Below are 20,587 nucleotides of genomic sequence, written 5' to 3' on the forward strand. Positions count from 1 at the left end.
ATGAGTAATATGAAACGTTTCGATAAAGAAAAAAAGGAGAGGTTCCCTAATGAAATCGAAAATAATCGTTCTGCTTATGGTAACAGTCATCTCGGTAGCTGTGGTTGGTTGCTCTGGAGGTAGTGAAAGCGAGTCTTCTTCAGATGGAAATGGGAAAACAACACTTTCTGTTTGGGCAATGGGTGCAGAAGGTAAGAAGTTAAAAGATTTTGTGGAGAATTTCGAAAAAGAAAATGAAAATATTGATGTAGAAGTTCAAGCAATACCTTGGGGCAAAGCGCACGATAAATTATTAACTGCTGTGGCATCAGGGGATGGACCAGACGTTTTACAGTTAGGTACAACCTGGATGGCTGAATTCGCAAATGCAGGTGCTTTAATGGATTTATCAAAATATACGGAAGATTACCCTTCTTTTGAGAAAGATAACTTTTTCGAGGGATCTGTTTCCACTATGACATACGAAGACAAAGTGGTTGGTATTCCTTGGTATGTAGATACACGAGTACTGTACTATAGAAAAGATTTATTAAAAGAAGTAGGGTATGAACAACCTCCTGGCACATGGAAAAAGTTAAAAGAAGTCTCGGAGAAACTTGCTAATCGAGAAGGCGGAGAGTACGGTTTGGATATTGATCGTCAGGATCAGCTCAATCCTTTCATATTTGCTTGGCAAAATGGCTATAGCTCAGATGTGCAAAATAATGATATGAACTTTGATAGCCCTGAATTTATGGAGGCTATGGAATACTATGTAAGTTATTTTGATGAAGGATTAAGTCAAAAAGAAAAAGGCGCTAACATCATTCCTGCCTTTAAATCAGGCAAGAAACCTATGTTCTTTAGTGGGCCTTGGATGATTGACATTATTAAAGAGAAAGCACCAGACCTAGAAGGCAAATGGGCTACGGCGGTCATGCCAGAAAAAGAAACCCAGATGTCCAGTATGGGTGGTTCTAATCTAGCTGTTTTCCATAACACGGAGAACGTGGATGCTTCACTCAAATTCATTTCTCATATGACACAAGTTGATACACAAATAGATTGGTTAAATACGAGTCAAGTACTTCCATCTAGAAAAGAAGCTTGGGAAAAATCGAAACTAAATGATGATCCTATGTATGCAACCTTCGGAAAGCAACTTGAGAACACGACCGCACCGCCTCAAACAGAGAATTTCGAGAGAATTGCACAAGAATTACTAAGTACGCTAGATAAAGCGATTGTAGGAGATGCGGATTTAGAGAAAGAACTAAAAGAGTTAAATAAACAAGCCAATAAAATTCTTAAGGAAGAGTAACCTCAGTAGATGCAGGTGAAATAGAGGAGATGTTCACCTGCATTTCCTTCCTTTTTAAACGTTAATAGATTAAGAGGATAGTAGCGGTGAAGTAGTAAGGCGTATTAAATATTTGAATGTGTGAGTCTTTAGTTCAACTAGGCCTTAATTGGCATCTAAAGGATCACCTCTCGGCAAGGTGAAGTTATGTTATGAAAGAGTTAGGTGGTGTAAATCATTGAATCGCTCAGCAAAAAATCAAATTAGTAAATATCCATATATTTTTATTGCACCTGCTGTGATTTTGTTAATCATTTTCAGTATTATACCAATATTAATTGCATTCGGAATTAGTTTTACTGATATGGATTTAAAGGGTTTAGCTAACTGGTCTACAGTAGACTTCGTAGGGCTGAAAAACTTTAAAGAATTGTTTCAAGATGAAGTTTTTCTAAAATCCGTGTATAATACGTTGTTTTATGTTGTGATTGGAGTTCCGTTAGTCATTATTTCTTCTTTATCAGTGGCACTAATATTAAATCAGGGAACTAACTGGTTATATCGAACATTCAGGGGCGTATATTACTTACCTTCTATTACAAACATTGTAGCTATTGCAGTTATTTGGGGATTTTTATACAACACTGATTATGGGTTACTCAACTATATCCTTACTGAGCTAGGGTTAGGAAAAGTTCCTTGGTTGCAGCATCCAACAGTAGCGAAAATTTCTCTCATTATTTTAGCTGTTTGGAAGGGTATTGGCCTGAATATGATTATCTTTCTTGCAGCTCTACAAGGGATACCGAAAACGTACTATGAAGCAGCGGAGATGGACGGTGCAAATCGATTTCAAATCCTATTTAATGTCACGCTTCCGCTTTTGAGATATGCAACGTTCTTTGTAACAGTAACCACCCTAATCGCTTGGATGCAATTTTTTGAAGAACCTTTTGTCATGACAGAAGGTGGACCACTGAACGGTACAATGTCGATTGCACTATTTATTTATCAAGAAGGCTTCCAATACAGTGAGTTTGGATATGCAGCGGCTGGATCATTCGTCTTGTTTGCGTTCATTATTGCTGTCACCTTAATCCAGTTTAAATTACGAAAATCAGACACGGAGTATTAATGGTAAAAGGAAGGGGCGAAAAACATGGGTGCAAAAACCAAAAGCAACCGGATTGAGAGAGGAATTATTACGACAGTAATGGTTTTAGGTGGTCTGCTGTTATGCATCCCTTTTATATGGATGTTTCTAAGTGCTTTCAAACCTGAAAGTGAAGTATTAGAATTTCCACCTACTATTTTTCCTGAGAATCCTACTATTGAAAATTTTGTACAACTATTTACCAAACTTAAATTTGGGGTTTATTTAAAAAACACTATTATTGTTGTTTTAGCATCCTTTGTAGGCTTACTGTTTAATGCAATGGCAGGGTATGGTTTTGCGAAGTACTCTTTTAAAGGGAGAGAGAAACTGTTTTTTCTTGTCTTATCTACAATGATGATTCCTGCTCAAGTTACCATGATTCCTGTCTATGTTCTCTTAAATAAGATGGGGTTAACCAATACAATGCTAGGTATTATCTTACCGACTCTTGCAGTAGCGTTTAGTATCTTTCTATTTAGGCAATTTATGACTACTATTCCAAATGATTTAATTGAAGCGGCACGGTTAGATGGTGCTGGAGAATTCTTTATCTTCTTCCGATTAATCATACCTATTGCGAAGCCAATCTTTGCGGTGCAGGGAATTCTAACATTTATAGCGGGTTGGAATAGTTTCTTATGGCCATTAATAATAGCGAGTGATGATGATTTATATACACTTTCTGTAGGATTATCCCTATTACAAGGCCAATATTCAGGGAACTTTGCTTTGCAAATGGCAGGAGCGGCCTTTATGGTTATTCCTATAATCATTATTTTCTTCTTCTTCCAAAAGTATATAGTTGAAGGATTTACTATGTCGGGTCTTAAATAACATGAAATTTGATTTCAAAAAGCTGAATAATTTAAGCTCTCTTTGTTACAATTTAATATGGAGGAATTGATGATTATGCCAACGATTAAAGATGTAGCCAAAAAAGCGGGTGTTGCTGTTTCTACAGCTTCCTATGCTTTAAGTGGTAAAGGTAAAGTTAGTGCTTCCACGTTAGAAAGAGTGCGTAAAGCAGCTGTAGAGTTAAACTATCAAAAAAATGGGTTTGCTTCAGATCTGAAAAGTACGAGAACTAATACCATTGCCTTGATATTAAGTGACTTGTCTGGGCCTTATTATTCTGAATTAATTAAAGGGGTCCAAGATGTTACCTCTTCAAATGGATATGGTCTTATTGCTTGCAGTTCTATTGGGGGAAAGGAATCGACAGCAAATAAGTTTTTACGGGAAAAACGAGTGGATGGAGCCATAGTCCTTGCCCATAACATAGACGATGATCTCTTGAATTTATCGGCAAATCAAAACTTTCCAATAGTAGTGTTAGACCGAAACTTAGCAAATGACCACATCATTCATGTTGAAGTGAATAATGAAGATGGTGCAAGGAAAGCCACAGAGCATTTGATCGAGAGAGGTCACAACTCGATCGCTTTTGTAGCTGGCCCCAATGATTCCCACGATAGTAATCTGAGGTTTAATGGTTATATAAACGCTCTGGAAAAAAACAATCTAACCTATTATTCCCGGTTTAAAGTGACGGGTGATTTTACTAGAGATGGAGGCTACAGAGCTACTAGAATGCTAATTGCTCAACAAACTTTACCCGAAGCTATTTTTTATGCAAACGATGAAATGGCAATAGGAGGTCTTCAAGCTTTAAAAGAAAAAGCAATTAAAGTTCCAGAAGATATCTCCATCATTGGTTATGACGACATTCAGCTAGCCGAATATGCATTTCCATCCTTAACGACTATTCGACAACCAAAATATGAAATTGGAGCTCTTTCTGCTCACATGATTCTTCAAATATTATCCGGCGAAGAAGTAGAAAAGGAATATATGTTAGAAACTGAATTAATACTGAGGGAATCCGTTAAATAAGTTCTAGGACTACTTAAATCAAAGAGCTTCTTAGTATGTTATAAGGCATTGTCTGAAATACCACATATTCTACTATAGATCACTCTAGATTATTATAAGAGAGCGAACCGTTGGGATGAGAGCATTTCAATATAGTAAGTGCGACATAATTCACACATCTTCAAAGCATAAAAAAATCCTAGCACTCTCAAAAGTGCTAGGATTTTTGTCGACAAGTATTATGCTTCGATATCAATTGGCTGCATGACACCTTTTTCAGATGCAACGCCATTCTTGCTCTTCCAGCCAGGGTGAATCATTAGCATGTAGTCTTTCCCTGTTTGGAGATTTTTGGTTGGATTTAGTAGAAACGTATCGTTGTCGCTAGATGTTAGGGTGAAATCTACTTCTTTATGTCCAAGCTCAAAGAGATGGATAGAGTCTAAGATAGCCTTTTTGCTTGTCGCCATGCTTACATTGATTTCAAAGGTTTTAGAAGCTGGTACTGTATCTTCTTCAAAAGTTTTATAGGAATACTGATCGTTTAGAGCATCCAAATGGGCTTTTGTTAAAGGTTCTTCTGTTTGTATGTCCGGTGTGATTCCTTCACTTTGAATCGGATTATGTTGTGGTGTGAAAAAACGTGCTGTCGTAAGCTTTAATGCACTCTCGTCCGGAAGCACCATTAACTCCTGCAGTAAACCTTTCCCGTACGTTGTTTCCCCATATAAGGTTGCTGCATCATAATCTTGTAAAGCACCGGCAACAATTTCGGAAGCGCTGGCGCTATTTTCATTGATTAGAAGAGAGATAGGTTCTGTTAATTGCTTGTCCTGTTTCTGTGCTGCGTACGTAATGGTTGCATCACGGTACTCAGCAATTAAAGCTGTTGGAACGTTTGGGAAAGCTCCCACTACTTCTCGGGCAGCAGAGACATAACCACCTGGATTATTCTGCACGTCGATAATCCAATGCTCTACGTCCTCATATTTTGACGCTGCTTGTTGGAGTTCTTTCCCAGTGTCTTCAGCAAATGTATGAAGTTGTACATATCCTATATTTCCACCTAACCGTTCACTTGTGATAGAAGGGAGTTGAATATTCCTTCGGGTGACAGAAACAGTCTTCTGCTGCCCCTCTGGAGGTTTTACAGTGACATCAAACGTAGAAGATGTTACTCCTTTTAGAAGCTCAATCGTTTCACTCACTGACTTGTCAGCTACTAGTGTCCCGTCCACACTAATTAAAACATCCCCGGCGGAGAGCCCTGCCTCAGATGCAGGAGTTTCAGGAAACACTTTTTGCAGAATGATCGAGTCCTTCTCTTTACTAAGGGATACGCCAATACCAACCATGTTTTGATTGAGGCTATCCTTGAAAGATTGAAACTCATCTTTCGTAAAATAGGTAGAGTAAGGATCCAATCCATCTAGGATGGTGGAAACGTCTTGATTTAACGTCTCCTCATCCAGTTCATCCACATATTTTTCTTTTATAATCTCTTTGATTGCTTCCTCATCAGCGGCCTGAGCTGTAGGGGTTACAATCGATAGTGCTAGTGATAATGGTGCTAATAAGGCAATTGCCTTACTCCTGTATTTCATATGATAACTCCCTTTCTATTCATTTATATAAGTGTACCATGTTCTAGGTCTTCGTTTAAGGAAAAAATAACCATTAGAAGAATTGAAAGTCTCTTTACAATAATCCTTCCAAAACAGTATGATATATGAAGGAGGTTGGTGTCATCATGAAAAAGAAAAAAGTAAGTGTCTCAGTTGAGGAAGATTTATTTAATCAGATAGATGAAAAAACGAAAGAACTAGGTATTAGTAAAAGTGCTTTTCTTTCTTTTTCAGCAAGTTTCTTCCTTCACCAGTTAAATGCTACGGAACAAAACGTAGGAGACAATAACATAAATGTGTATCAGCTTATTAAGAGTAATATCGAAGCTCAAGAGGAAGCAAAGGAACTAAATAATAAATCGTAAATCGGCCAACGAACGATGGTTTATGTGCACTCACATCCAGTTCCTCAAAATAAGATATCCTCACGTGAACACTTCTCAATTGAAAAAACCTGCTATCTCTAATGTAGATAGCAGGTTTTTTTAGTGTCTAATAAACTACATGTCTATTATGCGCATTATCCTTCTTGGTTTTGCTGGGTAGGATAAGCTTTCCATTTGGAAAGATCCAATGCGTCTGTATCAATCATGGCGCGTGGGAAAATGAATGTCCATGGTTTGCTTGTGTTTGCTTTTACTTCGAAGTTATCTAGCTGGAAACCACCTCGTGCCACAATTTGGCCGGAAGCATCTTCGAATTGTAAAGGCAATTGTTGAAGGCTAATGTTCTTTTCGCTGCCATTACGAATAAGCATGGTCACGTGTAAATCGCCATTGTCTGCTTGAACAGCCTTCAAGCCCATGAAATTGACTTCTCCTGGTTTAGGAGGCTGCAAGGATTCTGTGTATTCCTTAAGCTTTTCTAAATCTTCGCTTGCTAAGGATTGTTGCCAGCTTTCAGCAAGATCAAGAGAATGCTTTTGTGCCGATTTTTTTAATTCGAATGCTAACTTCCATCCTTCTAAGGGGATGTCTTCAACAGGGACAAACAAATCGTTCTCATCAAAAATAAACGGATAAGGACGGCTTGATTTAGCAGGTAACTCACCTAGTGAGGATAAATCGAATTCTTTTCGACCTAATTTTGTTCCGTCTTCTGTCATGAGAAGGAGTGTGGTTTCATTAAAAGAGATTTTCTTATTTAATGAGTTACGCACAAATGCACCTACGGATATTTGGTCATCCATGTGGTGAAGCTCAAAGCCAGCTAATGATATTTGGTTTGGTTTTAAAGGAGGGTGCTCATTATTCATAAAACGATACACATACACTTCTTCCTCATCAAGCTTCCAAGAAGGGTGGAGGGAAAGCTCTGTATCGACCTGTTCCTCAGAGCTTTCTTCTTGCACATCTTCTAATAATTCATTTGCATCCACTGTGGAATCATTGTGGCGTGTTGACTGTTCGTTTTCTTCATTTTTTTTGCGTTTCAGAAAGTTAAGCATGATTGCTCCCCCTACTTTTTATTTTTTTTACGAATGGCTGTAACAAAACGAGCGAGTTGAAGGACCATTTCTCGTTTGATTTCAAACATTGTATGATTAAAGATATCAAGACCATCATTCTGATAAAGACGAAGTGGATCCTCTTGCTGGTACTGACGAATCCCAATGCCTTCACGAAGACGGTTCATCATCTCTAGGTGACGAATCCATTGACGGTCAATGATCATTAAGGCCACTTGTTTCAAACGAGATTGAAGCATTACATTACTGCTTAATTTTTCTATTTCGTCGACGTACGCATCAGCTGCTTTTTTCGCGTACTCCTGTACATCGGTTATATCTTCAATATGCTTATCTTTAAGATTCGTTTCGATGATTGGGGCAGCTCGGTTAATTTCGGTTTCTAAGTGCTCAAGATTCCAATTCTCTGGGACGATGGTATCTGGACATTCCTTTTCTACAACCTGCAACAAGTAATCTTCTACATAAGGAAGTATGATTCCGAGCGATTGATTTGTCTCAAGAATTTGATTACGTAGGTTATAAATCACTTCACGTTGATCGTTAATGACATCATCTAGTTTCAAATTAAATTCACGAATATTAAAATTACTACCTTCAGAAATGCGTTGAACGGTATCGACGAATTTGTGGATATCTTTGTTTTGGATTAAGCCATTTTCATCTGCCTTGATGGATTTCATTTTACGTTCTGTTTCTTCGGCAGCATAACGATGCATGAGTTCATCTTCCATGGAGATGATGAATTGGGTTGAGCCTGGGTCCCCTTGACGTCCAGAACGACCTTTCAACTGATTATCAACACGACGGGACTCGTGACGCTCCGTTCCTAACACGTGAAGACCACCAACTTCAGCAACGCCTTCACCTAGCATAATGTCCGTTCCACGACCTGCCATATTCGTAGCGATCGTTACTTGTCCATATTGTCCGGCTAGGGAAATGAGGCGCACTTCTTGTTCTACACTTTTTGCGTTCAGTAATTCATATGGAATGTTTTCCTCATCTAGATACTCAGCTACTTTTTCCGATTGTAAAATGGATGTCGTACCAATTAGGATAGGTTGTCCTTTTTCATGGCGCTCTTTCACTTCTTGAAGCATTGCGCTATATTTCTGGTCTTTGGTTAGATAGATACTATCTTCCAAGTCTTCACGGATTCTTGATTTATTTGTAGGGATTTGAATAACGTCCATATTGTATGTATGCTGGAATTCCTTTTCTTCCGTTTTAGCTGTACCAGTCATGCCAGTAAGAATAGGATACATTCGGAAGTAGTTTTGGATCGTAATGTTAGCTTGCGTTTTATTTTCTTCCGTAATTTCCAGGCCTTCTTTCGCTTCAATGGCCTGGTGTAATCCATCAGAAAGAGTACGTCCTTCCATCATACGGCCAGTGAACATATCGATTAATTTCACTTCACCTTCATGGACAATGTAATCGACGTCGCGTTCAAACATCACATGGGCGCGTACTGCTTGAATAATATAGTGGTATAAGGTCTGGTGTTCTAAATCAAATAAGTTGTCCACACCAAAAGCGCGTTCTGCTTTTGTCATACCGTCTTCCGTTAGATTGGTCGCGCGAGTTGTTTGATCGAAGTTATAATCCTGTTCGGGTTTAAAAGACTTCGCAAGCTTCGAACATACTCGATGTAAACGAGCGCTCGCCATTGTCTTTCCCGCTATAATAAGAGGGGTCTTGGCCTCATCGACTAGCACACTATCAATTTCATCCACAATCGCGTAGTGGAATGGGCGTTGAACTTGTTGAGTCGGTTGCTGGGCCATATTATCCCGTAAGTAATCAAAGCCAAATTCCGTACCTATACCGTATGTAATATCTGCTTTGTACGCTCGTTTTTTCTCCTCGGGAGATATTTGTGGGACGTTCAACCCAACCGTAAGTCCTAGAAAATCATGAATTGGTTCCATCATTTCAGCGTCGCGGCGAGCTAAATATTCATTGACCGTAATGACATGTACGCCTTTTCCTTCAAGGGCACGTAAATAGCTTGCTAGTGTTGCAACAAGGGTCTTCCCTTCACCAGTTGCCATCTCAGCAATGCTACCTTCTAGTAACACAAGGCCACCGATTAATTGGACATCAAAATGACGTAATCCCAAGACTCGATTTGAGACCTCACGTACAACTGCAAAAGCTTCTTCCTTTATGGAATCTACGGTAGCTCCTTCAGCAAGACGTGTTTTAAATTCTTCTGTTTTATTACGAAGATCTTCATTTGATAAATGTTTCATGCTTTCTTCTAGTTCATTTATTTTTTCGACACGTTCTTTATAGAGTTTTAATTGTCTTTCGGTTTTCCGATCTCCGTATTTCTGTTTTATCGTTTCAAGCATACTATACGCTCCTCAAATCTAGTGATTTCCGTCTATAAGTATATCATGAAATACTAGCTTCTTCATTAATACTCACAGGTTTTGACAAAGTAGGGCAAAAAAGGAGTAGGAAGAAAGAATCATTTTCGTAGATAAATGTCGATTAAAAGCGTGTTGTAGTGTCGTTTTTACTGGTTAAGGTTCTATTTTTTCCCAAAAATTATCAAAAAGTATAGAATTTTCCCATGGTATCATGCTATTCTAGTTCTGTGAGTAAAACCTTGAATTGGAGGAGCTTAGATGACAGCTAGAATGATCGTAGGGACGCTTCTAAGTTTTGTGATGTTGCTTTTTGTACCAGTTGTAGCTCATGCCGCAGAGGATTGGGTTGAATTACAAGATGAAAAAGCAGATGTAGAAACGGACAAAGAATGGACAATCAAATTTAATACTTCAATCGACTCAGACTCAGTAAACAATGAAAACATTTATATTCATAGCTTAGACGGAGAACAACTTAGCCCATCACTTAGCTTGAGCGAGGACGGTAAGACCATCACAGTAGAAGCACCTAAAGATGGTTACGAGCCTGAACAAACGTACATGTTGTTTGTTTCAGATGCTATTACATCTCAAGCAGGTAGCATGCAGATGGAAAAAGGGTACAAGCAAGCATTTACTATCACGAAGGATGCAAGCGCAGAAGCTCCTGAAGAACCAGTAGAAGATCCAACTCCACAGCCTGAACCAGAGCCAGAGCCTAAGGAAGTAGTTTCCACTGGAACGGTAACAGCGGATGTATTAAATATTCGTTCTAAGCCTTCCGCAGACGGAGAGAAATTAGGTCAATTAAGCTATGGAGACAAAGTAGAGATTTATAGTTTCACAGACTTTTGGGCAGAAATTGAGTACAATGGCGAAACAGCATATGTTCACAAAACATATATGAAGTTACGTGTTAAAGGTGGAACAGCTGTAGAAGGTCAACGCATTGTAGTTGATGCTGGTCATGGTGATCATGATCCAGGAGCTCAAAGTGGAGGAGCAAAAGAGAAAGAAATCAACTTAGATGTAGCACAACGAGTAGCAGAAAACTTAAAAGAATTAGGTGCTACACCGATTTTAGTACGTGACAATGACCGCTTTGTTACGTTAAAAGGTCGAGTAGAATATGCGAAAGAAGTTAAAGGGGACTTATTTGTAAGTGTCCACACGAATGCAGCGTCTCCAGCAGCCAAAGGTGCTGAAACGTTCTATTCTGAGAATAAATATAGTAACGTACGTGAAGGAAGATTATTGGCAACAACTATTCAAAATCAATTAGTTGATACAGTTGGCATGGCAGATCGTGGTGTCAAAGCAAGTGATTTTTATGTTATTCGTCACAACACACTACCAAGTGTACTTGTCGAACTTGGCTTTGTTACCAATAATGATGATTTCAAAAAATTAACGTCAGATTATTATCGTAATCTGTACGCACAAGCAATCACAAACGGCATTGTGAACTACTATGAGGAAGACGTTGACTAATTTAATTTGAAATAGGCATCCTTGGGGAGGGGTGCCTATTTTTTATATTTAAATCAGAAAAACTGTTGCATCATAATAGCTTTGGCACATAGGACGAAAAAGTTTGTTCACTTTTGATTAATCAAGGGACATAAAAAATTCTAATATATCCTTAGTGCCTTGCTGTAATTATGGTACACATATTAGTTTAGGAAATGTTTAAGACGGTTAGTTTTTTAGTTCCCGGTGGTTTATAGAGATAAACTTTTTCTTAATAAAAAAATAAAATAGTTGTCGAGTGAAACCAACTTCATTCGATTCTCGTCAAATAAGTAATAGACAGTACGAAATGAATTGTGTAAAATGATGGAAGACTACGATTTGTACATATGTATTGCTTTTGAAAAGTCATCTGTGTTTAAGTTTTATGAATAAAGGTTATTGAATAATCGAAAAGATGTATTCTAGGTTGGAACAACTTGTGATATAATCCATATTGTTAGTCTTTTCAAAAGAAACCTATTTTATTCACTAAAATAAACGTAATGAATGCGTCAAATATATAGGAACAGGACATACTAATGACCGAGGAGGGTCTTTATGGAGTTTAAGGCCTTGATTTTCTGTTTTATTGCTTCAATCCTCATCACACCCTTTGTAAAGAAGCTGGCAGTGAAAATTGGAGCTACAGATAAACCAAATAACCGAAAAGTTCACCAGAAATTAATGCCGCGATTAGGCGGCTTAGCCATATTTTTAAGCTTTGTTCTTGGCATGCTCTTCTTCTTTCCGGATAGCACCTACACGTGGCCTCTTATTATAGGTAGTGCCATAATTATCGTTACTGGTGTTTTGGATGATATGAGGGAATTATCACCTAAGCTAAAATTAGGTGGGGAACTTGCAGCCGCAATTGTTGTCGTTGCAGGTGGCGTCCAGGTCGAGTTCATTAACCTACCATTCGGCGGTGGCCAGCTTGAATTTGGCTACTTAAGTATCCCGATTACAATTTTATGGATTGTTGGAATTACGAACGCTATCAACCTTATCGATGGCCTTGATGGTTTAGCTGCAGGTGTTTCTTCTATTGCACTTCTTACCATTTCAGGAATGGCGATTACCATGGGAAATACATTCGTTGTCATGGCAGGTCTGATCACATTAGGTAGTACGGTTGGATTTTTAATCTACAATTTCTACCCAGCTAAAATCTTCATGGGTGACACTGGAGCTCTTTTCTTAGGCTTCATCATTAGTGTCTTATCCTTGCTTGGATTCAAAAACGTAACATTGTTCTCGTTTGTTATTCCGGTCATCATTTTAGGTGTGCCGATTTCAGATACGATTTTTGCCATTGTTCGTCGATATGTGCAAAAGAAGCCGTTCTCTGCACCAGATAAATCACACTTACACCATTGTTTGCTTAATTTAGGGTACAGTCACCCTGAAACAGTACTCATGATTTATGCTATGGCATCTCTATTCAGCTTAGCAGCAGTCATCTTCTCTCAAGCAACAATGTTTGGATCTGTATTTGTCCTGTTTATCCTGTTACTATTAGTTGAATTAGTGGTAGAAATCACCGGATTGGTCGGGCAGAATTATCGTCCAATTCTAAACTTCATGAGAGATTATCGAACCAAACGATAAATAATAGAAAGCGTTGACTCTTACAAACTTAGGGTCAACGCTTTTTTTTATTGTCTAGGTAATTAAAAAAATGTTGGCTGGGCCACGTCCAGCTCCAGCGCCAGCGCCGAGGGACTAGTGATAGGTAGGCTGTTCAATTAAGAACGCTGCATCACGCAGAAACGTCGAACTGTCCTTTAGGCCCGTATCACTCGGCAACATTGATTTGATCAGTCTTGTAGGCTTTCACATTCTGTTATGGTTACAGAAATTCCCCTCTTTTATTCGTCAAATTTATGATATCCGAACCTTTTCCCGGGAAATATCTTGTCGGAATACCACCATAATTTCCAATTGCTTGAGCAGAAGAAGCTATCTTATGACAAAATAACAAAAAATAATGGAAATCTTACTAAAGTCCTCTATCCTTCCCACAACTAACCATTTATAATGAGGTTTGACGGTATTTTTACGTACATAAGCTTTATGCTACCATCATCGATCCAGTTATTAGGGAGAACTGTGTCATGGTACAACATAATTGGGGGAGGAACGTTTTCAATGAGAAAGATGCAAATGATTGTAATTAGCTTCGTAATCCTTGCTTCATTATTCGTATCTGTAGGGGAAGCAGATGCCGATGGAGTCACATGGAACGAATGGCAAGAACGGGTGGATGTCTCTGAAGGTAAGGAATGGAACATACAATTCAATACGGAAATGGATCCATCAGCTTTTAATGACAACACAGTGTACATCATGAATGACAGAAGTCTTACGAAGCATGCAGTCTCAACAGAGCTTTCTGAAGACGGTAAAACACTGACGGTTAAGCCTGAAGGTGATTATGCACTTGCAGGTAACTACACTTTATATATTAAGCAGAACGTTACATCAGCTAAAGGCAAGAAAATGACACAATCTATTAAACTACCTTTCAAGGTTAAAGGCTATCAGGTTGCAAATATGAATGCCGTAGAAAGTTTCAATTTAGGCAATGCATATAAAACAATCGATGAGGCCATATCTCATGCGAAGCAAAGTGACTCAGATGTGGTTTTGAAAAATGGAGAAGTTGTTTGGACACCTGAGGGGATGGTTACATCAAAAGGCTTTACAATCATCTATAGTGATCCAGCTACAACGCAAAGTAGTACGTATGTAAGTGGAAGTACAGAAATGAAGTACCTTGAAACATTGGGTGATTCCATTAAGGTGCAATTAGCTGACAGAGTTGGCTATGTAAAACCACAAAACATTCAATTGTTGCCAAAGAATTTTGTTCAAGGACAATCCTTCTATAAAAATGTTGGAGGAGATCTTGTACACTATATTTATTACTATGGTCATTATGTTAGCTATACATACGGAAAAGCCCCGTCGTCTATGGCTGAAGGTGAAACAGTCCAAAGTTGGGATGGGAAAACCTTTAAAGGAGAAACGTACAAATTCTTCTCTGATTTAGATTTGCGTAGGCAATCTCACTATACTCCTGAAGAGATTAATGAGTATATTAAAGAAGCACGACCAAACAGTCCTCTAAATGGGTATGGAAAGATCTTTGTCAAAGCTCAGGAAGAGTTTAATGTAAATGCTCTTTACTTAATGGCCCATGCTATCCACGAAAGTGCCTGGGGTATGAGTAAAATCGCACAAGATAAAAACAATCTCTATGGACTGAACGCAACTGACGACAATCCATATGGTAATGCAGATGAATTCAATTCATTTGAAGATAGTATTATGTATGCGGCCAAATATGTTTCGGAGAATTATTTGAACGAAAGCAATTGGAAAGCTAATGGAGACTATCTTGGCAACAAAGCTGGTGGCATGAACGTTAAATATGCTTCCGATCCGTATTGGGGTCAAAAGATTGCAGGTTATATGTATCGAGCAGATGAATTGTTAGGTGAATTAGACCAAAAGCTTCTAAACCCTAACTATGAAATGCCAGAGAAGTATAAGAAAGAATACGATTGGGACGAAGAAAAATGTGAAGAAGAAACGACTGACTCTTCTGCTGATGAGGAACAAACAGATACCGAAGCATCTGAAGATGAAGAAACATCAACTGATTCTTCTGATTGCGAAGACGAAGAAAGTAACACAGAAGAAGATGGTTCAACAGATGAGGACACGACAGAAAATAGTACAGACGATTCCTCTTCCGATGAAAACACAACAGATGCTACTACTGAACAAACTAATTAAAAGAAGAAAAAGCGGTAGAACCTCTAGTGAGGCTCTACCGCTTTTGTTTTGAGCTCCTTACGATAAGTCAACATCGAATCGCTACCGCTCTTCGTGTTTCCTTTATCTCATACGGAGCCGTCCAGTTTGTACGTCGCTAACCGTGCGCTTGCGCTTTTGTTTGATGTCCAGCTCCAGCGCCTACCCCCTCGGGGTCTTAAGCAAATCCTCTCTGTGGCAAGAACCGCCACGACGAGGCTTTGCTTAAGCCTGTCGGGGGTGAACGAGGCGCTTGCGCTTTTCTTGTTTACATCGGGTCTTCTTGTGTTTGGTTGGTTTCGTCATCATCTGCGTAATTACTTACATCATCACTATTCTCATCATTTTGACCTGGTGATTGATACAAGTTTAAGTGAGTTTGAAGAGAAGTTCGTATATTTCTTAGGCTGTCATCTTTAAGCATGTAATAGTATAGGCCATCATCTAAAAATTCCCCTTCACCCTCTAATTGCATCGTATCAAAAGTGATGTTGTTTCGGTTTAATACGTATTCCTTCAATGCCATCATTTCCTCGAAGTCCATGTTGGTTTTCATGTTTTGTCCGATCGAATCGATGACGGATCCATATTTATTTATGGAAGAAGGGTTAGAGGCTTTGTTAAATATCGCCTTCATTAAATCCATTTGACGTTGGCCTCGCTCTAAATCACTATCGTATTTACGTGTCCGAGCTAATGCTAGAGCTTCTTCACCATTTAACTTTTGGAACCCTTTTTCTAGTTTAATGGCATTATCCACATCATTACTATTTTGTTCTTTTAAGTCAAAAGGAACTTCGGCGCTAATACCATCTAACGCATTAACCGTTTCAATGAAAGCATTGAAATTGAGGCGAACATAATAATCGACAGGAATGTTAAACATATTTTCAACAGCTGCCACCGATGCATCAACTCCGCCAAAAGCGTGAGCATGTGTGATTTTGTCTTTATATCCTTCAGTTGGAAGGTACACGTAAGAATCGCGAGGGATACTGACTAGTTTCATGGATTTCTCTTCTTCATTTAGCGTAGCTAGTACTAAAGCGTCTGATAATGGATTTTCTTTGTTGCGTTTTTCACTATTATCCACACCTAGGAACAGAATGGAAATGTTATCGTAGTTTGGATCGACAACTTTTGTTCGCTTCTGCGATTTTTGACCTCGTTCTAACTCTTTTTGAGCTTCTTGTGTTATTTTTTCTGCTTTTTTGGTTAAATATGCTCCATATCCTGTTGCAGCCCCTGCAGCTCCTAAGAAAAGTATGAGGAGGAACCAGAGAACCAGTTTTCTCTTGGATGTTTTCCTTCGTTTCATTTTCTTATTCTCCTTTTTGATCAGGCGTCACATCTATTTCCATATACGAAACATCGCCAGAAGTAATGGTAGCTTGATCACTCGTTAAATCGACTATCCATGAGGAGAAAACATCTTCCTTTCCTTCTTCTACATATACTTCTATTTCCACATGTTCAAGGTATTCAATCTTTTTAATGGTATATGTACTAGAACGAAGCTCATTTTCTAGTTTCCCAAGGAGAGAATAGTCAGCAGTCACTTTCATGGTTCTCATTAACTGCCTTTTTACGATTCCCGTTGTTTGCAATGCCTCTGATGTAGTGCTCGAATAAGCCCTTATAAGCCCTCCTGCACCCAGTTTAATCCCACCAAAGTAGCGGGTAACGACTACTACGGTGTCTTTTAGTTCTTTTTGCTTTAGGACATTTAGAATAGGTACTCCTGCCGTCCCACTTGGTTCTCCGTCATCATGAGCTTTTTGAATTTGATCATGTTCTCCTATCATATAGGCTGAACAATTATGCGTTGCATCATGATGCTTTTTTTTAATTTGTTGAATAAACTCTTTCGCTTCTTCTTCTGATTCTGCACGAGTTACATACCCAATGAAACGCGATTTTTGAATGATGATCTGTTCGGAACCGTCTCCACGTACGGTGAAATAAGTATTTAGCATGTTGCAATTAACCTCCTAAAACTTCATTATAAAGGTGTAAGAAATATTCGGCAATTCCATTCTAAAGGATGTGTACATAGTTATGGAAAAAATGTCCAAAACACGGAATGGGTGCCTCTCGGTCTAGAGATGATTTTGTTGTATCCATCTTTTTTCACTTTTAGGTTATGTTAAAGATTAGCTTTTTTTGATTTTTATAGGGAAAACCCCCACAAATATGAGTAGGAAGAACGAATGATTATTTGAACATAGTTGGAGGAGACGTTCGTATGGCGGAGAACAAAATTGGTGAAAAAGCACTTGATTCCATCATCGGTGAGATGATTGACACCGTTACAAATAGTAAGGATGAAATCTTTGAAATTGGTGAGCAATCTCGCACAGAATTTGAACAATTAAACACAGAGTTGAAAGAAACGAAAACACAAGTCGTCGAAATCATTGATGAAGGCGATAAACTAGAACGACAAGTTCGGTTCTCACGGATGAGACTCTCAGAAGTTAGTAAACACTTCGACAAATATTCAGAGGGTCAAATACGTGAGGTGTATGAACAAACACACCAACTCCAAATGCAACTCTCTGTGAAACGTGAACAGGAAAAACAGTTACGGGAAAAACGAGATGACCTAGAACAGCGATTGCGCCGATTAGAAGAAACTGTGGAACGAGCAGATGCGCTCGGCGGTAAAATATCGGTCGTGCTTAATTACCTAAACAAGGATTTCCGACAAGTATCGGAAACGCTTGAGGATGCACGTGAAAAGCAAGCGTTCGGTCTTCAGATTATCGAAGCTCAAGAGGAGGAGCGTAGACGGCTTTCCAGGGAAATTCATGATGGACCTGCCCAAATGCTCGCCAATGTGATGCTGCGATCTGAGCTTGTTGACCGTACCTTTCGGGAACGTGGTGTTGATGAAGCCATTAAGGAAATCAAAGATGTACGTAAAATGGTCCGTTCTGCCCTCTATGAGGTCCGCAGAATCATCTATGATTTAAGGCCGATGGCGCTAGACGATTTAGGTTTAGTACCAACACTAAAAAAATACTTAGCAACAATCGAAGAGTATAATACGGATTTAGAAATCCAGTTTACGTCTCACGGGGAAGAAAAACGTCTTGACTCTAAATATGAAGTTGCCTTATTCCGACTTGTACAGGAAGCAACACAAAACGCAGTAAAACATTCAGAGGCAAAACTTATACATGTAAATTTCGAATTAACTCGTAATGCTGTAAATATTGTCGTGAAGGATCATGGGAAAGGCTTTGATACTAGTCGGAAGAAAGAAAAATCCTTTGGACTCGTTGGCATGAAAGAACGAGTGGAAATGTTAGAAGGAGAATTGAGTATTGATTCTGAAATAGGACAAGGCACTGTTATCATGATTCAAGTCCCACTTAATAAGTAGTAGAAAATGTAAATACTATTATCTAGTTCCTGTTTATATTATAATAGTATTAATAGAGGATAATAGCGACTTTAGGTTGCCTACCAAACGCCTACTTGTCGTAATGGTAAGGATGTACGACTCAGATATAAAGAGAGCATTTTAGGGGATTAAAAAAATAACTCATTGACTGAACTGTGGAATTATTTGGATATGGGAGGACTCTAAGCCATGACCACTAGAATTGTATTAATTGATGACCATAAATTATTCCGTGAAGGTGTAAAGCGGATTCTTGAATTTGAACCAACCTTCAACGTCGTAGCTGAAGGTGATGATGGTAATTCTGCAGAGCAATTAGTAGAAGAACATAATCCTGATGTAGTACTAATGGATATCAACATGCCTCAAGTAAATGGGGTACAAGCTACTTCAGAACTAATCAACGAGTTTCCAGATTTAAAAGTAATTATTTTATCTATCCATGACGATGAAAACTATGTGACACATGCCCTTAAAACGGGCGCCCAAGGTTATCTGCTGAAGGAAATGGACTCTGACGCATTAATTGAAGCGATTAAAGTCGTAAGTGAAGGTGGATCTTATCTTCATCCAAAAGTTACGCATAACCTTGTAAGAGAATATCGCCGTCTAGCAGAAGATGGTGGCGGTGGCACAGCTCAAGCAAGCAAAACGATTGAGTATCGTAAGCCACTTCATCTGCTAACACGCCGAGAATGTGAAGTATTACAACTTCTTGCTGATGGAAAGAGCAACCGAGGCGTTGCAGAAGCATTGTTCATTAGTGAGAAAACCGTCAAGAACCACGTAAGTAACATTCTACAAAAAATGAACGTAAATGATCGTACCCAGGCTGTTGTAACAGCTATCAAAAATGGTTGGGTCGAAGTTTTATAAAATGGTCGAATGAGCTAGCTCTGGAATGGAAGACATTCTAGAGCTTTTTATATTTTTTGGGGGAGTCTTACTTCAACCCCGTCCAGTTCCAGCGATTAGCGAGTAGCAAACTTCCTGCTCCTCCTTACGATAAGTCAACATCGCGCCAACAGTCCACGTTCTGTAGGCCGAGCATATACGTCGCTAAGCGGGCGCCCTGAGCTTTTCTTTCAAATTGAAGGGTGCATTCTCTATCACCTTCATGTAAAATTAGATATATGTTTACATAATTTTTCATCACTTGATGATTAGTTGAATAAGTAAGGGAGTACGATACGATGAAGACAGCGATTCTAACAGATAGTACAGCTTATATACCATCCAATCTACGGGAACGCTGGAATATCCATATGGTCCCACTTAATGTATTGATAAAAAACGAGAGCTATCGTGAAGAAATAGATCTAACGGCAGATGACTTTTATGATATGGTTCGTGGTGATGAGGAACTACCGAAAACCTCGCAGCCTTCTATTGGTGTGATTACGGAAAAGTTGGAGGAACTCTCCCGTGACTACGATGCTGTTGTCGCCATTCACTTGTCTAGTGGAATTAGTGGAACCTATCAAGCTACCATAACTGCAGCAGATATGGTGAACGGGCTCGAGGTTCATGTATTCGATTCCGAAATTAGTTGCATGGTGCAAGGGTTTTATGCACAAGAAGCAGCGGAAATGGCTAACCAAGGTGAAACACCAGAACAAATTATTGAACGACTGAAACATATGAAAACATCCGTCCAAGCCTATTTTATGGTGGATAACTTATCTCACTTGCACAGAGGTGGACGCTTAAGTGGCGCCCAGGCAATTGTCGGGAGCCTTCTACAAGTGAAGCCCGTTCTTCATTTTGTTGACACGAAAATAGTGCCATTCGAAAAAATACGCACAAGCAAAAAGGCAATCAAACGCGTGAAAGGCTTGTTTGAAGAAGTTGCCGAACAAGGTGAACCAATGCGCGCCACCATTATCCACGCGAATCGAAAAGAAGAAGCCGAAACAATCATGAACGAGCTACAGGATAAATATCCACACGTAGACTTTGTCTTAAGCTACTTTGGTCCCGTTATTGGGACCCATCTTGGCGAGGGCGCTCTTGGTATTGGTTGGTATAAGAAATAACGCTCTAGAACGTCATGCAGGAAGTAAGGC

General features: G+C 39.0%; 16 protein-coding genes. 11 read left to right on the top strand and 5 right to left on the bottom strand.

Going from position 1 to position 20,587, the window contains the following annotated elements; genetic code table 11:
- Positions 1–49: 49 nt before the first annotated feature.
- From GLW08_RS11500 to GLW08_RS11515, 4 genes are all read left to right on the top strand, one after another.
- A complete protein-coding gene (locus tag GLW08_RS11500; protein ID WP_160848792.1) occupies positions 50–1,300 on the top strand; it encodes a sugar ABC transporter substrate-binding protein in 1,251 nt (416 codons plus the stop codon).
- 217 nt (positions 1,301–1,517) lie between these two features.
- On the top strand, positions 1,518–2,414 hold the full coding sequence (locus tag GLW08_RS11505; protein ID WP_160848793.1) for a carbohydrate ABC transporter permease: 897 nt from the start codon (positions 1,518–1,520) through the stop codon (positions 2,412–2,414).
- Positions 2,415–2,492: 78 nt separating this feature from the next.
- Positions 2,493–3,269, top strand: a complete 777-nt coding sequence (locus GLW08_RS11510; RefSeq protein ID WP_423808694.1) for a carbohydrate ABC transporter permease — start codon at positions 2,493–2,495, stop codon at positions 3,267–3,269.
- 75 nt (positions 3,270–3,344) lie between these two features.
- Positions 3,345–4,328: a LacI family DNA-binding transcriptional regulator gene (locus GLW08_RS11515; RefSeq protein ID WP_160849010.1), complete on the top strand. Its 984-nt coding sequence runs from the start codon at positions 3,345–3,347 to the stop codon at positions 4,326–4,328.
- A 218-nt stretch (positions 4,329–4,546) separates the two neighbouring features.
- Here GLW08_RS11515 and GLW08_RS11520 read toward each other — a convergent pair whose 3' ends face one another.
- Complete coding sequence (locus GLW08_RS11520; RefSeq protein ID WP_160848795.1) at positions 4,547–5,911, bottom strand: S41 family peptidase; 1,365 nt, start codon at positions 5,909–5,911, stop codon at positions 4,547–4,549.
- A gap of 146 nt (positions 5,912–6,057) precedes the next feature.
- Here GLW08_RS11520 and GLW08_RS11525 point away from each other — a divergent pair, with 146 nt between their 5' ends.
- Positions 6,058–6,297: a hypothetical protein gene (locus GLW08_RS11525; RefSeq protein ID WP_160848796.1), complete on the top strand. Its 240-nt coding sequence runs from the start codon at positions 6,058–6,060 to the stop codon at positions 6,295–6,297.
- Between the two features lie 155 nt (positions 6,298–6,452).
- Here GLW08_RS11525 and GLW08_RS11530 read toward each other — a convergent pair whose 3' ends face one another.
- On the bottom strand, positions 6,453–7,379 hold the full coding sequence (locus GLW08_RS11530) for an accessory Sec system S-layer assembly protein (RefSeq protein ID WP_160848797.1): 927 nt from the start codon (positions 7,377–7,379) through the stop codon (positions 6,453–6,455).
- Between the two features lie 11 nt (positions 7,380–7,390).
- Entirely contained in the window at positions 7,391–9,760 is a 2,370-nt protein-coding gene (secA2, locus tag GLW08_RS11535) for an accessory Sec system translocase SecA2 (RefSeq protein ID WP_160848798.1), read from the bottom strand.
- 279 nt (positions 9,761–10,039) lie between these two features.
- Here secA2 and GLW08_RS11540 point away from each other — a divergent pair, with 279 nt between their 5' ends.
- The 3 genes from GLW08_RS11540 (at position 10,040) to GLW08_RS11550 (ending at position 15,094) form a co-directional block, all read left to right on the top strand.
- Positions 10,040–11,272 carry an N-acetylmuramoyl-L-alanine amidase gene (locus GLW08_RS11540; RefSeq protein WP_160848799.1) on the top strand — a complete coding sequence of 411 codons (1,233 nt, stop codon included), beginning with the start codon at positions 10,040–10,042 and terminating at the stop codon, positions 11,270–11,272.
- A gap of 579 nt (positions 11,273–11,851) precedes the next feature.
- A complete protein-coding gene (locus tag GLW08_RS11545; RefSeq protein WP_160848800.1) occupies positions 11,852–12,901 on the top strand; it encodes an MraY family glycosyltransferase in 1,050 nt (349 codons plus the stop codon).
- A 540-nt stretch (positions 12,902–13,441) separates the two neighbouring features.
- A complete protein-coding gene (locus tag GLW08_RS11550) occupies positions 13,442–15,094 on the top strand; it encodes a glucosaminidase domain-containing protein (protein ID WP_160848801.1) in 1,653 nt (550 codons plus the stop codon).
- A gap of 286 nt (positions 15,095–15,380) precedes the next feature.
- On the opposite strand, the gene GLW08_RS11555 is transcribed toward GLW08_RS11550, so the two are convergent.
- Together GLW08_RS11555 and GLW08_RS11560 are read right to left on the bottom strand one after the other, a co-directional pair.
- Positions 15,381–16,430: an LCP family protein gene (locus GLW08_RS11555; protein ID WP_160848802.1), complete on the bottom strand. Its 1,050-nt coding sequence runs from the start codon at positions 16,428–16,430 to the stop codon at positions 15,381–15,383.
- Positions 16,431–16,434: 4 nt separating this feature from the next.
- On the bottom strand, positions 16,435–17,088 hold the full coding sequence (locus tag GLW08_RS11560) for a YigZ family protein (RefSeq protein WP_160848803.1): 654 nt from the start codon (positions 17,086–17,088) through the stop codon (positions 16,435–16,437).
- 269 nt (positions 17,089–17,357) lie between these two features.
- Here GLW08_RS11560 and GLW08_RS11565 point away from each other — a divergent pair, with 269 nt between their 5' ends.
- From GLW08_RS11565 to GLW08_RS11575, 3 genes are all read left to right on the top strand, one after another.
- On the top strand, positions 17,358–18,500 hold the full coding sequence (locus GLW08_RS11565) for a sensor histidine kinase (protein WP_160848804.1): 1,143 nt from the start codon (positions 17,358–17,360) through the stop codon (positions 18,498–18,500).
- A gap of 210 nt (positions 18,501–18,710) precedes the next feature.
- Positions 18,711–19,397 carry a response regulator gene (locus GLW08_RS11570; RefSeq protein WP_160848805.1) on the top strand — a complete coding sequence of 229 codons (687 nt, stop codon included), beginning with the start codon at positions 18,711–18,713 and terminating at the stop codon, positions 19,395–19,397.
- 317 nt (positions 19,398–19,714) lie between these two features.
- Positions 19,715–20,557, top strand: a complete 843-nt coding sequence (locus tag GLW08_RS11575) for a DegV family protein (RefSeq protein ID WP_160848806.1) — start codon at positions 19,715–19,717, stop codon at positions 20,555–20,557.
- Positions 20,558–20,587: the final 30 nt, after the last annotated feature.

This window comes from Pontibacillus yanchengensis, from assembly GCF_009856295.1.
Taxonomy (GTDB): Bacteria; Bacillota; Bacilli; order Bacillales; family BH030062; genus Pontibacillus; species Pontibacillus yanchengensis_A.